The organism is Deefgea chitinilytica, assembly GCF_016881405.1.
Classification (GTDB): Bacteria; Pseudomonadota; Gammaproteobacteria; order Burkholderiales; family Chitinibacteraceae; genus Deefgea; species Deefgea chitinilytica.
Map to the genome: position 1 here is coordinate 1211306 of NZ_WOFE01000001.1, position 14574 is coordinate 1225879.

At 48.2% G+C, this 14574-nt stretch carries 14 protein-coding genes and 1 tRNA gene; 4 read left to right on the forward strand and 11 right to left on the reverse strand.

The features are described 5' to 3' along the window. Positions 1-104: 104 nt before the first annotated feature. Together trhP and GM173_RS05430 are read right to left on the reverse strand one after the other, a co-directional pair. Positions 105-1466 (reverse strand): prephenate-dependent tRNA uridine(34) hydroxylase TrhP, encoded by a 1362-nt coding sequence (trhP, locus tag GM173_RS05425; protein ID WP_203570282.1) that lies wholly within the window; start codon positions 1464-1466, stop codon positions 105-107. A 515-nt stretch (positions 1467-1981) separates the two neighbouring features. Continuing rightward, positions 1982-2197, reverse strand: a complete 216-nt coding sequence (locus GM173_RS05430; protein ID WP_203570283.1) for a (2Fe-2S)-binding protein — start codon at positions 2195-2197, stop codon at positions 1982-1984. 126 nt (positions 2198-2323) lie between these two features. On the opposite strand from GM173_RS05430, the gene GM173_RS05435 reads away from it, so the two are divergent. Continuing rightward, positions 2324-2599, forward strand: a complete 276-nt coding sequence (locus GM173_RS05435) for a cupin domain-containing protein (protein ID WP_203570284.1) — start codon at positions 2324-2326, stop codon at positions 2597-2599. Between the two features lie 53 nt (positions 2600-2652). On the opposite strand, the gene dxs is transcribed toward GM173_RS05435, so the two are convergent. From dxs to GM173_RS05450, 3 genes are read right to left on the reverse strand one after another with little or no spacing between them, the layout of a single operon-like run. Continuing rightward, positions 2653-4521, reverse strand: a complete 1869-nt coding sequence (gene dxs / locus GM173_RS05440) for a 1-deoxy-D-xylulose-5-phosphate synthase (RefSeq protein WP_203570285.1) — start codon at positions 4519-4521, stop codon at positions 2653-2655. Positions 4522-4561: 40 nt separating this feature from the next. Next, positions 4562-5464: a polyprenyl synthetase family protein gene (locus GM173_RS05445; protein ID WP_203570286.1), complete on the reverse strand. Its 903-nt coding sequence runs from the start codon at positions 5462-5464 to the stop codon at positions 4562-4564. Continuing rightward, positions 5464-5706 carry an exodeoxyribonuclease VII small subunit gene (locus GM173_RS05450; RefSeq protein WP_203570287.1) on the reverse strand — a complete coding sequence of 81 codons (243 nt, stop codon included), beginning with the start codon at positions 5704-5706 and terminating at the stop codon, positions 5464-5466. The genes GM173_RS05445 and GM173_RS05450 overlap by 1 nt, the downstream gene beginning before the upstream one ends. A gap of 206 nt (positions 5707-5912) precedes the next feature. Here GM173_RS05450 and GM173_RS05455 point away from each other — a divergent pair, with 206 nt between their 5' ends. Both GM173_RS05455 and GM173_RS05460 read left to right on the forward strand, forming a co-directional pair. Further along, entirely contained in the window at positions 5913-6791 is an 879-nt protein-coding gene (locus tag GM173_RS05455; RefSeq protein WP_203570288.1) for a beta-1,6-N-acetylglucosaminyltransferase, read from the forward strand. Between the two features lie 56 nt (positions 6792-6847). Further along, positions 6848-8599 carry an isomerizing glutamine--fructose-6-phosphate transaminase gene (locus tag GM173_RS05460; RefSeq protein ID WP_203570289.1) on the forward strand — a complete coding sequence of 584 codons (1752 nt, stop codon included), beginning with the start codon at positions 6848-6850 and terminating at the stop codon, positions 8597-8599. A gap of 70 nt (positions 8600-8669) precedes the next feature. Here GM173_RS05460 and GM173_RS05465 read toward each other — a convergent pair whose 3' ends face one another. Then, positions 8670-9416 carry a c-type cytochrome gene (locus GM173_RS05465; protein ID WP_203570290.1) on the reverse strand — a complete coding sequence of 249 codons (747 nt, stop codon included), beginning with the start codon at positions 9414-9416 and terminating at the stop codon, positions 8670-8672. A 159-nt stretch (positions 9417-9575) separates the two neighbouring features. On the opposite strand from GM173_RS05465, the gene GM173_RS05470 reads away from it, so the two are divergent. Beyond that, positions 9576-9652: transfer RNA gene (locus GM173_RS05470), tRNA-Arg, on the forward strand. Positions 9653-10067: 415 nt separating this feature from the next. Here GM173_RS05470 and ettA read toward each other — a convergent pair. The 5 genes from ettA to GM173_RS05495 all read right to left on the reverse strand — a co-directional run bounded on the left by ettA (position 10068) and on the right by GM173_RS05495 (position 14540). Next, a complete protein-coding gene (gene ettA, locus GM173_RS05475) occupies positions 10068-11735 on the reverse strand; it encodes an energy-dependent translational throttle protein EttA (RefSeq protein WP_203570291.1) in 1668 nt (555 codons plus the stop codon). A 179-nt stretch (positions 11736-11914) separates the two neighbouring features. Further along, positions 11915-12370 carry a cupredoxin domain-containing protein gene (locus GM173_RS05480; protein WP_203570292.1) on the reverse strand — a complete coding sequence of 152 codons (456 nt, stop codon included), beginning with the start codon at positions 12368-12370 and terminating at the stop codon, positions 11915-11917. Positions 12371-12440: 70 nt separating this feature from the next. Continuing rightward, on the reverse strand, positions 12441-12791 hold the full coding sequence (locus GM173_RS05485; protein WP_203570293.1) for a hypothetical protein: 351 nt from the start codon (positions 12789-12791) through the stop codon (positions 12441-12443). Positions 12792-12986: 195 nt separating this feature from the next. Then, complete coding sequence (locus GM173_RS05490) at positions 12987-13988, reverse strand: nucleoid-associated protein (RefSeq protein ID WP_203570294.1); 1002 nt, start codon at positions 13986-13988, stop codon at positions 12987-12989. A gap of 45 nt (positions 13989-14033) precedes the next feature. After that, positions 14034-14540 (reverse strand): DUF697 domain-containing protein, encoded by a 507-nt coding sequence (locus GM173_RS05495; protein ID WP_203570295.1) that lies wholly within the window; start codon positions 14538-14540, stop codon positions 14034-14036. Positions 14541-14574 lie beyond the last annotated feature (34 nt).

The following is a 14574-nucleotide window of genomic DNA, read 5'->3' on the forward strand; positions in this document are numbered from 1 at the left end:
CGCCTACGACAGAGTGTCTGTAGTGGGTCGAGAGCTGAACTTAAAACAAGCCTGATAAAAAAGCCGCTTCTCAGCGGCTTTTTAGCAATCAAAATCACAACAAATTAAAACAAACGCGCTAGCAAAGCATTTTCGTATTTCGCATCGAGCGGGATGGCGGCTTTTGCGCCGCTGCCCAATGCGGCATCAACTGGCGCACCATTTTTTCCGCGAATTTGCTCCAACTTCACAATGATATTGCCACTTGGATGGATGATTTCCAACGAATCGCCGACTGAAAATTTGTTTTTCACGTCAATTTCAGCCCAGCCGTCTTGAATATTGAGCACTTCGCCGACGTATTGACTGCGTTTGGCTTTCGAATGACCATCGAGGTAGTTTTGCGCTTCGTGCGTGGTGTGGCGTTGGTAGAAACCGTCGGTATAACCGCGATTAGCCAAGCCATCCAAATCAGCAAGCAAGGCTGGATTGAAAGGACGGCCGGCAACGGCATCGTCAATCGCTTGGCGATAGACTTGTGCGGTACGCGCCACGTAGTACAACGATTTAGTACGGCCTTCGATTTTCAGCGAATCCACGCCCATTTTGACCAAACGCTCGATGTGCTGTACCGCGCGCAGGTCTTTACTGTTCATGATATAAGTGCCGTGCTCGTCTTCGATAATCGGCATTAACTCGCCCGGGCGATTGGCTTCTTCGATCAAATAGGTTTTGTCGGCTAATGGATGGCGCTCTTGACCTCCGCAAGCTGAAAAAGCTTGATTGGCTTCATTCATCGCTTTATTAAAGTCAAATTGAATCACTTGCGCTTTTTGCTGCACATCGCCCGCGTCATCTTCGACGGTATCGTGTGTTTTGTAATCCCAACGGCAGGCATTGGTGCAGGTACCTTGATTTGGGTCGCGGTGATTGAAATACCCCGACAATAGGCAACGCCCAGAGTACGCAATACACAGCGCGCCGTGCACGAAGACTTCGAGCTCCATATCTGGACACAATTGACGAATTTCTTCGATTTCATCGAGCGACAATTCGCGCGACAAAATCACCCGCTCTAATCCCAATGATTTCCAGAATTTAACGCCGGCGTAATTCACCGTATTAGCCTGCACCGACAAGTGAATCACTTGCTCTGGCCATTTTTCACGCACCATCATAATCAGGCCAGGGTCAGCCATAATCAGCGCGTCCGGCTTCATCGCAATCACTGGCTCCATATCGGCCAGATAGGTTTTCACTTTGGCGTTGTGCGGCAAGATATTGCTGGCGACAAAGAACTTCTTGCCACGCGCATGGGCTTCTTCGATCCCTTGACCAATTTGCTCTAGCTTGAACTCATTATTGCGCGCGCGCAGGCTGTAACGCGGTTGACCGGCGTAAACGGCATCGGCGCCAAAATCATAAGCGGCGCTCATTTTTTCGAGTGTACCCGCAGGCAATAAGAGTTCAGGGGCTTTTAAGGTCATGGTGTATCGCATACTGAAAACAGGAAAGGCGACGATTATACCGCACAAGCCTGCCCAAAAAACAGTCAATTAATAAATAATGATATAAATCAGCAGCTTGATTCGTTTACCCACAAGCAACTCACATCAAAACTGATTTTTTCTGGGATAAAGGAAGTTGTTATCCCAAGCACAGCCCTAGAGCATTCAATTGCAGATTTCAAGACAAAATCGACCGTTCATCGCCTATATTTTAATCAAGCCACAAAAAGCATATCAAAACAGCAGTTTAAATGAGCTATCCACAGCCTACTCACACGGCTATCCATTTTGCGTGTGAATTAGTGCTTGCGCTTGCCTAAAACTTAATCATGGACATTTTATTGAATTGAAACAAAGTGCTAGCTTACTTACTCACAGCTCGCTCACAGACTTAAGCAAAGCGAATGGGGAAAACGACAAAGCACGCAGTGGATAAGAAAAAACCGAGCGCAAAGGCTCGGTTTTGTTTAATTCTTAAGGTAGCGATTCAGTATTTAAGCGAAGGCCACATCCTGCAAATCAGCCAGCATGGCGGCCTCGTATTGCTCTACAGATTCATTTAGTACTTGTTTAGCGCAACTACCGCACTTACCGCAGCAAGTACCCGCACTCGTTACACGCTGCAATTGAATATAGGTGCGTACGCCGGACTGCTCGACGGCTTTGCGGATGGCTTTATCGCTGACATTATTACAAACACAAACAATCATAATGAGAACCTTATTAGCAACTATTCTCATTATCATAAAATTAATCAGTTTTGCCAAGTGGATTTTTCACAGCCGCGATAAACGGCGGGCGTAAAATGTAGATCTTCAATTGATTGGGAAAGTACCATGCAGCAAATTCATGTCGAACGCCAAATTTCCACCGCCCGCCAAGCCGAACTCAAAATTACCTACTGGCCAATCTGGGAAAAAAACACTTCCACCTTTGCCTGGACCTATGATTCAAGCGAAACGTGTTTTCTGATCGCAGGCGAAGTCACTGTAACGCCCGACGGCGGCGAACCGGTAACGATTACTGCAGGTGATTTAGCGATATTTCCAGCAGGCATGAGTTGCACATGGCACATCACGCAGAATCTGCGCAAGCATTACCACTTTGCTTAAACAATAAAAAAGCCCTGCATCGCAGGGCTTATTCCTTAAAACAGAAATGCGCACTATAACAACGCAAGCTTGGCCTGAATACTCGCCATAATCCCCGCTGCATCCAGTCCACAGTCGGCCAAGATTTGCTTTTGTTCGCCATGCTCAACGTAGCTATCAGGCAAGCCCAATTGCAAGACCGGTTTCATCACATCCGCCAGCATCAACGCTTCCAGCACTGCGCTACCTGCGCCGCCCATGATCGCGTTGTCCTCCACCGTCACCAGCAAATCGTGCGTCGCAGCCAATTGCCGCACTAGCTCAGTATCCAGCGGCTTAATGAAGCGCATATTCGCCACCGTCGCATGACAGTTTTCAGCCGCAGCTAAAGCAGGCTCTAGCACGGTGCCGAAGGCTAAGATGGCAACTTTCTTACCATTATATGAGTCACCTTGGCGACGAATTTCACCTTTACCCCAAGGTAACAAGCTCATTTCACTTTGTACCACCGCACCCAAACCACAGCCGCGTGGATAACGCACGGCGGCGGGGCCATTGTATTGGTAGGCGGTGTAGAGCATTTGACGACATTCGTTTTCGTCGCCCGGCGCCAAAATCGCCAAATTGGGAATGCAGCGCATAAACGAGAGATCAAAGCTGCCGGCATGTGTTGGACCATCGGCACCGACCAAACCGGCGCGATCAATCGCAAAGGTCACATCCAGATTTTGCAACGCCACATCGTGCACCAATTGGTCATACGCGCGCTGCAAGAAGGTCGAATAAATCGCAACGACGGGTTTTAAACCCTCGCAGGCCAGGCCACCAGCAAACGTCACCGCATGCTGCTCGGCGATGCCCACGTCAAAATAGCGGTTTGGATATTCGGCATGAAACCGTACCATGCCTGAGCCTTCGCGCATCGCCGGTGTAATGCCGACGAGTTTTTCGTCACGCGCAGCCATATCACAGAGCCACTCACCAAAAACTTGCGTAAAACTCGGTTTACCACCTTTAGTACCGCAGACTCCCGCCTCTTGATTAAAGGGGGTAACTGCATGATACTTAACAGGATCGGCGACTGCGAGCTTATACCCATTGCCTTTTTTGGTGACCACATGCAAAAACTGCGGGCCTTTGAGCTCTTTAATATTCGATAAAGTCGCCACCAAGGTTTCCATATCGTGCCCATCGATGGGGCCGATATAGTTAAAGCCAATTTCTTCAAACAGCGTACCCGGCGTTAAAAAGCCTTTGACGCTTTCTTCGCCTTTTTTCGCCAACTCTTTCAGTGGCGGCACCGCATCGAGCACTTTGCCCGATGCATTGCGGATGCCGTTGTAAAACTTACCCGACAAGAGTTTGGCGAGGTAATTATTAAACGCGCCAACATTCGGCGAAATCGACATTTCGTTGTCGTTCAAAATCACCAATAAATCGATGTCATCGCGATGCCCCGCATTAAACAAGGCTTCAATCGCCTGCCCTGCCGTCATCGAGCCATCACCAATCACTGCAATTGCCTTGCGCGCCTCGCCCTTGATCAGCGCCGCTTCGGCCATGCCCAGCGCAGCGCCAATCGACGTCGAAGAGTGGCCGACGCCAAAGGTGTCGTATTCTGATTCTTCCCGCTTAGGAAACCCCGCCAAGCCGCCTTTTTGCCGCATCGTGCCCATCCGATCTTTACGACCAGTCAGAATTTTGTGCGGATAGCTTTGATGCCCCACATCCCATACCAAGCGATCATGCGGCGTATCAAACACATAATGCAGCGCAACAGTCAGCTCGACCGCGCCTAAGTTCGACGCGAAGTGGCCACCGGTTTGGCTAACAGAATCGAGTAAATAACTGCGTAATTGCTGCGCAACCGCAGGCAAATCTTTACGCTCAATTTGGCGTAAATCAGCAGGAAATTGGATGGTATCAAGCAATGGGTATTTCATGTCTACCTTGCCTTGCATGGGTATATCCCTACAAGCCTTATTAATATTTTCTATCAACAATATACCCAGCAAGGGCATTAAGCATATTTGCTTTTTCACCAAACGGTGCGAGCGAAGCCAACGCTGATGCTTTAAGTTCAGCGGCTTTTTCTTTGGCGCCTTTCATGCCCAGCAACGCCACATAGGTCGGCTTATTATTGGCCGCATCTTTGCCCGCAGTTTTACCGAGTGTTGCCGAATCGGCTTCGCAATCGAGGATATCATCCACCACTTGAAACGCGAGGCCAATGCATTTGGCGTAATGATCGAGCGCTTCGCGCTGCTCTGCGGCCAGCTGCGTACCACAGTACGAGCCCAATAAAACCGAGGCGCGAATCAGCGCACCCGTTTTTAAGATATGCATCATTTCCAACTGCGGCAGCGTTAGTTCTTGTCCAACACTATACAAATCAATACCCTGACCGCCGCACATACCCAAGCTACCCGAGGCATTCGCCAAAATCCGAATCATTTGCAATTGATCTTGTGCGTGATCCGCCAAAATGCGATTCGACAACACTTCAAAAGCGGCGGTTTGCAAAGCGTCCCCTGCGAGCAAGGCAGTGGCTTCACCGTAGGCGACATGCACCGTGGGTTTGCCACGACGCAATACATCATTATCCATCGCTGGCATATCATCGTGCACCAGCGAATACGCATGAATTAATTCCACCGCACAGCCTGCATATTGCAATCGCTCAATCGGCGCATCAACCACAGCGCCAGCAGCAAAAGCGAGCAAAGGCCGCACTCGCTTACCACCGTCCAACACGCTATATCGCATGGCGTCGTGTAAACGCTCTGGCAAATGCGTGCTCGAAGGCAGTACGCTAGACAGCGTGGTTTCCATTTGCGCTTGGACTTCACTCATCCAAGCTTTGAAATTACTGTTTTCAATTGACATTACGCGGCTCCAGCGCTCGGTAAAGCTTGCAATTCACCCGCTTCCAATACACGAACTTGCTGCTCGGCAGCCGACAATTTACCTTCACAGAAGCGTAGCAACTCAGTACCGCGCTGAAAAGCGAGCAAACTCGCTTCCAGTGGCTGATTGCCGCTTTCCATTTGTGCAATCAAGCCCTCTAACTCGGCCAAGCCTTGTTCGAAATTCTCTGGCAACGCCACTGATTTTGCTGCTTTCGCCATTATCCTGAGCCTAAAATATAAAGTCGTGGAACGATAACGACCCACTGCCAAGCCGTCAAGCCAGCAGTAGGGGATAAAAAGGAAGCTATTGTACCTTGCCACACCCTCGAGAGCAGCAATTCTGTTGTCTTGACTATCTAAACTACGTGGCAATTGGGCTGACTGTTAGAATAGCGCTACCTTTAAACGCCTTCTTTTGGCCCATCATGCTACGCATCGCTTATTTTATTCTTGCGCACGCTCAAGCTGAGCAGTTAGCGCGGCTTGTCACCCAACTCAGTACGCCCAACGCGCATTTTTATATTCATATCGATGCCAATACGTCAGACGAAACATTTGCCGCGATACAGAATGCAATCCACAATACCAACAGTAAAAGCACTTTTATTACTCGGCAACCGTGTCGCTGGGGCGGTTTTTCTTTGGTGGCGGCCAGCTTAAGGCTGATACAAACCGCACTGCGCGATGGATTTGATTGGGGGGTATTGCTATCAGGGCAAGATTATCCAATTCACAGTAATGAATACATCGGCCATTTTTTAAGCACAGAACAATCACTAGGCTTAATTGACATCAAATCCGCGGCCGAATTTGATGTCGCCTATCGCTACCGAGCCTGGCATTTCGAGTCTCTAAATGGTAAGGCCAGTGGTAAAGCGCTACAGAAAATTCAACGCTGGGGCAATGCGATTGGCATCAAGCGCTCGCTACCTACCCCTTTAACGGCGATTTATGCTGGTTCACAATGGTGGATGCTCAGCGAACAAGCCTGCACCACGCTCATCGACTGGCTAGAGCGTCATCCCCATGTGATTGATTTTTTTAAGCGCACCCTAGTTCCTGACGAAATGTTTTTTCAGACCGTATTGATGCATACCGATTTAGCGCCACAACTCAAACCCACAGCGATGCGCTATTTGGAATGGAGCGCAGGCGCGTGGTCACCAAAAACCTTTGCTCCCGATGAAATCGCTGCGCTGGGTAAGCGACCCGAATTATTTGCACGTAAATTTGACGTTGATGCGGCCACACAAATCGCACTTAAGGTGTTGCATCAACAACAAAAAAACAGCAGCGACCTTTAAGCGCACCCTAGAGCGGTCTAGGATGACTTATCAATCACGCTATCGATAAAATACTCATGGACACTTTGCTCGGCGGGATTTCAAATCACAATCTTGGCCCGCAACTGATGCGGGCACTGCAGCGCAACCCACTGCAACAGCATGATCTGGCAATGGCGTTTAGCAGCGAGCAAAATTGCAAACGATGGCAAGGGAAAATCATTCCTGATGCGACTGACACGCCGGAATGTAATCTCGCCATGCTACGCAGTAGTGAATTTGGCGCTACCGCAGCAGCCCCTTATCTATATAAAGATCACCTGTGCATTATCCTTTCAGGCGTTATTGAAAATATTGAGCAAATATCCGAGCGAATCACCCAGCCCGAATACAGTAAATATGAGAAACAACTTGAGCACCAAATCGCCTGCTTAATTGATTGGCACTGGCAGCAGCACCACGATTTATTGCGCGCGATTCAACTGGTTTGCAAAACACTCGTTGGTTATTATTCACTCAGCGTGTTTAGCACTGAAAAACCCGATGCAATTTATTGCACAACAGTCGGGCGCGCATTGTTTGTTGCTCACGGCGCGGGAACAAGCGTTTTCTCGTCAGACCCCAATCTGCTCCAAGAACGCGCAGCGCTGATTACTCAGCTACACAATGGCGATGTTGCAGAACTCACCGAGAATAAAATTTACCTGTTTGATACCAACGGCACAATCGCTCATCGCGACCCAACTCCAGCGCATCATGCTGGTCAGTTACCGCATTTTATGGCGCGAGAAATTCATGCCCAAGCCAGCAATGCCGCTGACTTTATTCATCATGCACAAGAAAATCGGCTAGAAAATTGGCTCAACACCCCCGAGCTATTCAGCCATATTGACAACACTTTACTGATTGCAAGTGGCTCTAGTCATCACGCCGCGCAAACAGCTCGCTTTTGGCTAGAATCAATTGCTCGATTACCTAGCCAAGTCGAATTAGCCAGTGAATTTCGTTACCAAGATCGAACGATTACCCCCAATACACTTGTGGTGGTGATCTCCCAATCTGGTGAGACGGTCGACACCGTAGCCTCACTGCAGCACGCCAAACAAAGAGGCGCACAAGTCACGCTCGCGATCAGCAATCAAGCCAATAGTGCCTTGATGCGTCAAGCTGATTTGCAATTTCAACTGCGTGCCGGCGAAGAGTTTGGTGCCACTTCGACAAAAACATTTACAGCACAATTAGTGTGCTTATTTTTACTAGCCCATACCCTCGCCAGAGCAAGACAGATCGACTTACCCTCACCGCTAGAAGCCGAACTGTGCAAACTACCATCTGCGATTGCGGCTACTCTGGCGCTAACACCTAAACTCAAAGAATGGGGACTTTATCTAAGCAAAAAACCGAACTTATTAGTCACGGCCAGACAAAGTTATTACCCAATCGCACAAGAAGGCGCGCTCAAACTAAAAGAAGTTGCCTATTTACACGCAGAAGCCTGCCCTAGCGGCGAACTAAAACACGGCACACTAGCGCTAGTTGGTAATAATTTACCTGTGATTGCATGTTTGCCCTGGGATTTGTTGGCAGATCAACTGCTAGCCAATTTGCATGATGTTCGGAATAAACACGGAGAAATTTTCGTACTCAGCGATATCGCACTACCGCAAATAGCAGGTTTTAACGCCATTCGAATGCCAGCCAAACTACCGCATCTGAATCCAATATTGTACGTCGTCGCATTGCAGCTGCTGGCGTATTACACTGCAATCCATCGTGGCAACACGATTGATACCCCGAGAAATATCAGCAAAACCGTAACAACCGAATAAGACACTCAACTTAACGCCCGCATAGAAAAAGCCACATCCGATGATGTGGCTTTTTCTAAATAATCGCTTTCTATTTTGAAGCGTTAATCATATAAAGTGCGGCAGCTTTGAATTCTTCATCCGAACCGCTGTAGCCGCCTTTAGGTGGCATTGCGTTGATGCCTTTAATCGCAATTGCAATCGCATTATCAACACCATCTTTCAAGCGTGGAGCCCAAGCCGCTTTATCACCAAATTTAGGCGCGCCAGCAGCACCTGAATCGTGACAGGCCATGCAGACACTTGCATAAATTTCTTTACCCTTCACCGCTGGATCAATTGCACCACCTGCTGCACCAGCCACTTTAGGCTCTTCAAATTTCGCACCCGCAGCGTTACCCATATAAGCAACCGCGCGTTTTACTTCATCATCCGTTAAATCAGCAGCGCCACCTTTTGCTGGCATCGCATTAAAGCCACCCAAGGCATGTTTCACCAAAGTATCAAAACCTTGTCCAATACGACCAGCCCAAGCACCAGCATCTGCAAACTTCGGTGCGCCAGCAAGCCCTGCGCCATGACAGGAAATACAAACCGACTCGTAAACCACTTTCCCAGATTTAGAACCAGGAGGGCCACCTTCGACTATTTTAACCACACCAACCGGCTGTAGACGAGCTGCCACAGCTTCTTTCGTCATTGTCGAACTCGTTAAATCTGTCGACATACCTGAAGTCGCCAACTTAATCGCCAGATATGCAAATAAAGGCACACCAATCAATGCTGTCAGAATAATGCCGATTGCGCTTTTAAACGCCGATGCGCTGGAACCGCCCATGCTGTCATCCCTTTTGAAATTATGCGTATTATTAAAATGAGCCACAAACAGCCCTTATCCTTGGCAATTATACCGACAACAACGCAACAACAAAACACAATTCACAGACTGACTAGACGAGTGAGTCATAAGCGGCTATCATCGCACACCTAGTCAAATGCACCCGTAGCTCAGTTGGATAGAGTATCAGTTTCCGAAACTGAGGGTCACAGGTTCGATTCCTGTCGGGTGCGCCAATAAAATCAAGGGGTTGCAAGTTCCAAGCTTGTAGCCCTTTTTGTTTTCCGCCTCTAAAAATGGTTTTGCATTCAGAATTGCATTTACACAAATATGTTGCCTGCTAGTAGTAGCTACAAGACATACATCAAAAAACCGCCACTATTGACGGTCTCGTTATTTCTACAACTTTTCCAGCTCTCGCTTCTGATATTTAATTCGACAAGCTCTCGACCTAGCTTTTTTAAGCTGATTGGAAACACCCAACTATCACGCAGAGCTTGAGTAAATTACTGGCACTCAATATCGCGCCTGCACTTATCGATCCTTGCTTGAGTGCGTTTTACTGGCAACTAACTTTCGACTTCGGTTTGCGCACCAGCTACTCACAAAAAACGCCCGCAAAAGCGGGCGTTATCCTGAACGAGAACAAACTTAACGAGAAATCGGTTTGTAACGAATCCGTTTTGGCTTCGCTCCCTCTTCACCCAAGCGTTTTTTCTTATCTGCTTCATACTCTTGATAATTGCCGTCAAAGAATGTCCATTGTGAATTGCCTTCAGCAGCCAGAATATGTGTAGCAATACGGTCAAGGAACCAGCGATCGTGGGAAATAACAAACACAGTACCCGCAAACTCGAGCAATGCGTCTTCTAAGGCGCGCAAGGTTTCTACGTCTAAGTCATTCGATGGCTCGTCGAGCAGCAATACGTTGCCACCTTTCAGCAGGGTTTTTGCCAAATGCAAACGCCCACGCTCACCGCCTGATAAGTTGCCAACGATTTTCGCTTGATCAGCACCTTTAAAATTGAAGCGCCCCAGATAGGCGCGGCTGCTCATTTCAAATTTACCCACATTAATCACATCATGGCCATTCGAAACGTCTTGGAAGACGGTTTTATCGTTTTCCAAACCTTCGCGGCTTTGCTCTACAAAGGCCATTTGCACCGTTTGACCAATTTCAACAGTACCACTATCGGGTGCCTCTTTACCGGCAATCATTTTAAATAAGGTCGATTTACCGGCACCGTTCGGACCAATAATCCCAACAATCGCCCCAGCAGGCACATTAAAGCTCAAATCATCAATCAATAAGCGATCGCCAAATGCTTTCGTCACGTTTTTAAACTCAATCACTTTATCGCCCAAACGCTCAGCAACCGGAATAAAGATCTCTTGAGTTTCATTACGTTTTTGATGCTCAAAGCTGCTTAGCTCTTCAAAACGCGCGATACGTGCCTTCGATTTCGCCTGACGGCCTTTTGGATTTTGACGCACCCACTCCAACTCTTTATTCAGTGCTTTTTGGCGAGCCGACTCTTGCGCCTCTTCCACTTTTAAGCGCTCTTCTTTCTTTTGCAACCAAGTTGAATAATTGCCTTCCCAAGGAATGCCATGACCACGATCCAGCTCTAAAATCCATTCGGCAGCGTTATCAAGGAAATATCGATCGTGCGTTACCGCAACTACGGTGCCAGGGAAGCGCACCAAGAACTGCTCCAACCACTCCACTGATTCAGCATCCAAGTGGTTGGTTGGCTCGTCGAGCAACAGCATATCTGGCTTGGATAACAATAATTTGCACAAAGCAACACGGCGTTTTTCACCGCCAGATAAGTTGCCAATGATGGCATCCCATTCAGGTAAACGCAGCGCATCGGCAGCGATTTCTAATTGCAGTTCAAGGTTGTCGCCAGAACCAGCAGAAATAATCGCCTCTAGGCGAGCTTGCTCTTCGGCCAAAGCATCAAAATCTGCGCCCTCTTCCGCATAAGCGGCATAGACAGCTTCAAGCTTGGCTTGCGCTTCAAATACCTCACCCAAGCCGCTTTCCACTTCTTGGCGTACCGTGTTTGTTGCAGTCAACTCTGGCTCTTGTGGCAAATAACCGATTTTAATGTTGGGCAGGTGTTGAACTTCACCTTCAAATTCTTTTTCCACGCCCGCCATGATTTTCAGTACGGTGGATTTACCTGAGCCGTTTAAACCCAGTAAGCCAATTTTTGCGCCAGGGAAGAAAGACAAAGAAATGTCTTTAATAATCTGACGTTTTGGCGGAACAATTTTGCTCACGCGGAGCATAGACATCACATACTGTGCCATTGAAAACCCTTAGAAACAGTGGAAATAGATAGGCAAGAGTGTAACAGGCGACACCGTCAACGCGCCATCTTTCCCTAAATGGAAGCCGTTGAGTAAACGAAGACAATCTTCTAGGTATCACCATCAATCAATTATAATTAATGGCATTGAGGCTTATACCCAGAAGAATGATTGAGATTTTATTTTACAACGATCTGCGCCCGCATGCCGGCTTCAAAATGCCCGGGTTTTAAGCAAGCGATATAGAACGTCCCAGCTTTGGTAAATTTCCACTTCATCAATGCCGTTTCACCAGCTTTGGCGCTAATCGATTTAGGGTCATCATGCTCCATGTCTGGATGCATTTTCATCAGCTCAGCATGTTTTTTTAATTCATCCAGCTGGCCCAGTACCGCTTCATGCTTAAGCTGACCCTCATTTTTAAACGCTAAAGTAACCGCTTCTCCCCGCTTAATCTGAATTACATTTGGCGTGTATCGCATTGTGTCACTCATACGGATCGAAATCGTACGCGTCGTGGTTTTAGCTGGCTCCCCCATCGGATCATGGGCATGGTGCGAGCCTGAACTCCAAACACAAGTCGATACTACTAAACCACTAAATGCCAGCACCAGCTTACTTAATTTTGTTAACATTGAACGCTCCTCCATCGGCTCAGCTCAAAGGCTTGGCTCTATCTGAAGCAATGATGTTAGCGCAATTGCATTAAGAAGCGACAGTTAATGAGTATGCTGGGGCCGTTTCTGTGACGTAGGCTACGCGCTTCTCGCCGTGCCCAAGCCCAAACTGGATATCCTGCTCAGCAACACTTAAGCGATGCTGCATGACTGTGATTTGCGTAATCAGGCCTGCACCGTTTGCGACGATAGATAAACCGATGAAAGGACGTGCTATAGCTTGCAATTGAGCGGGTAGTTGCTGAAGGCGACGTGCGGATAACAATACGCCAGCGCCCCGCCAAGTTGGCTGTACCAATTGTTCGATTAAGCTCATTGGCACTTTGAGCGTTTGTTGCTGTAAAAAGGCTTGATCTGATAAACGAAAGCGAATAGTCATGGCGGCATCTCTTTATAGAACGTGCGTTCACAATACAAGAGCCGCACCGGCTTCGCAAGCCCATTTAGAACGTTTGTTCTGCAAAAACAACAAAGGCGACCTAGTCGCCTGTGTTGCTGCCAGCGCTTTGCTTGGGTATATACACAAAAGCCAGTATTAAAAATGGCAATAACAATATACCCATTAAAATCAATACTATTGCTCTAACAATGCTTTTTTGAGCTTATCAGGAATATTCGACAACACCAGCGTATCGGTGTGTTTGTCGTAAATCACGGCACCGGAACGCAGGCTGGCGCGATCAAATTCGAGTTTCCATTCTGGTGCCGCGGCTTTAAAGCGCATCAAGGGTTTGATCGCACGGCGATCAGGGACAAAGCCATCGACCAAGCCTAAATCTTCGTGCTGCAACACGTCTTGCAAAACTTGCGGTGCGTCGGGGAAGATTTGGCCAGCAACTTCAGCGAGATTGACCTCGCCTTGCTCGTTGCCCATTTCATCGAGCAAACTGTGCGCACGCTGAAACACTTCATCGCGCTCTGGTGCGCTCAATGCTTGTTGCTCAACAAATTGCTCCAAACCTTTAACCAGCTTTTGTGTTTCTTTGAGCGGCGTGACCATATCGTTGCAGCCGAGAAATAATTTAAAGTAAGCCGCTACATCACCGCGCCCACGCAAAAAGCTCACATAGCGCTCACCGCCCGCTTGCCACACGCCCAAATCAATCCGCCCAGCGACGCGCAAATGATCCATATCCAGATGAATACTATCTTCGACGTGCAGGTCGCCATTGACCGTAGTGCCAATGATTTCGCTGACCAAAGCAACAAACACAAAATCCATCGCCGCATTTTGCACGCGCGCGATCAACACATAGCCGCCATTGGCTTCGGGCTCTTGCTCGGCGCGCACTTGTAATTGCGCCATTAATTGTTGGGAAAAACTCAGAAAATTAGCGTCATCGAGATAACGGCGCACCAAGGCCGGCATTGGATATTCTTGCTCATTTTCTTCAAATTTGCCAAAACCTTTGCCATTGCGCGTGCCATAGAGCTGGCACAGATGATCGACTAAGCGCTGCGCTGCGCTATTGATCGGCATTTCAGCGGTGCTCAGCGCTACACGCGCGGGGCCGTTGGGCTCTTTGTGCAGTTGATGAATAATCAGATTTTGAATGGTATTAGGAGTGTTTGACATGCCGCGACCTTAAAAACAGATACGGCATTATCCCATTGAATGCACTTACTGCGTATCAGTGGCCGCAGTTTCATGCTCAAAGGTACGACCATCAGTCTGCATCGCTTTCAAGACTTGATAACAATCTTCGATATGCGCATTGCCCAACATCCGCATCGCGCCATAGCTAATACCAGCAGCAATCGCAGAACCCAACAAGGGCACAAATTTGGCTGCTTGCTTACTCGCCATCCGCACGCCAACGCGCTTGAATGCCAGCACCAACAACTCTTTAGTCATGTACTTGCCAACCAGCGTACTACCCAATGAAGTCGCAATTACAAAGATACGCTGTTTAATTTTCGGGTCGAGTTGCTGAATGCTGCTGGGTGTCAAAGCAAACTTCTCATTAATCATTTCAATCATTTGCTTCATGATGGCCACATCGGCAGCAACATCCAAGCCAGGAATTGGCACCACCGCCAATGCGCCCGATGCCATCGCTCGCTTGGCGACCAGCTCACGGCATTCAGTACGGATTTGTTCAATTTCGGCCAAGGTCATCGTGCGCATGAAAAACTCTTTGCTTGAAGAATGGAATTTAAAT

Bases quoted from the DNA above. Each gene is read 5' to 3' on its own strand.
- trhP (WP_203570282.1), bottom strand. From the start codon at position 1,466: ATGACCTTAAAAGCCCCTGAACTCTTATTGCCTGCGGGTACACTCGAA.
- GM173_RS05430 (WP_203570283.1), bottom strand. From the start codon at position 2,197: ATGATTGTTTGTGTTTGTAATAATGTCAGCGATAAAGCCATCCGCAAA.
- GM173_RS05435 (WP_203570284.1), top strand. From the start codon at position 2,324: ATGCAGCAAATTCATGTCGAACGCCAAATTTCCACCGCCCGCCAAGCC.
- dxs (WP_203570285.1), bottom strand. From the start codon at position 4,521: ATGAAATACCCATTGCTTGATACCATCCAATTTCCTGCTGATTTACGC.
- GM173_RS05445 (WP_203570286.1), bottom strand. From the start codon at position 5,464: ATGTCAATTGAAAACAGTAATTTCAAAGCTTGGATGAGTGAAGTCCAA.
- GM173_RS05450 (WP_203570287.1), bottom strand. From the start codon at position 5,706: ATGGCGAAAGCAGCAAAATCAGTGGCGTTGCCAGAGAATTTCGAACAA.
- GM173_RS05455 (WP_203570288.1), top strand. From the start codon at position 5,913: ATGCTACGCATCGCTTATTTTATTCTTGCGCACGCTCAAGCTGAGCAG.
- GM173_RS05460 (WP_203570289.1), top strand. From the start codon at position 6,848: ATGGACACTTTGCTCGGCGGGATTTCAAATCACAATCTTGGCCCGCAA.
- GM173_RS05465 (WP_203570290.1), bottom strand. From the start codon at position 9,416: ATGGGCGGTTCCAGCGCATCGGCGTTTAAAAGCGCAATCGGCATTATT.
- ettA (WP_203570291.1), bottom strand. From the start codon at position 11,735: ATGGCACAGTATGTGATGTCTATGCTCCGCGTGAGCAAAATTGTTCCG.
- GM173_RS05480 (WP_203570292.1), bottom strand. From the start codon at position 12,370: ATGTTAACAAAATTAAGTAAGCTGGTGCTGGCATTTAGTGGTTTAGTA.
- GM173_RS05485 (WP_203570293.1), bottom strand. From the start codon at position 12,791: ATGACTATTCGCTTTCGTTTATCAGATCAAGCCTTTTTACAGCAACAA.
- GM173_RS05490 (WP_203570294.1), bottom strand. From the start codon at position 13,988: ATGTCAAACACTCCTAATACCATTCAAAATCTGATTATTCATCAACTG.
- GM173_RS05495 (WP_203570295.1), bottom strand. From the start codon at position 14,540: ATGCGCACGATGACCTTGGCCGAAATTGAACAAATCCGTACTGAATGC.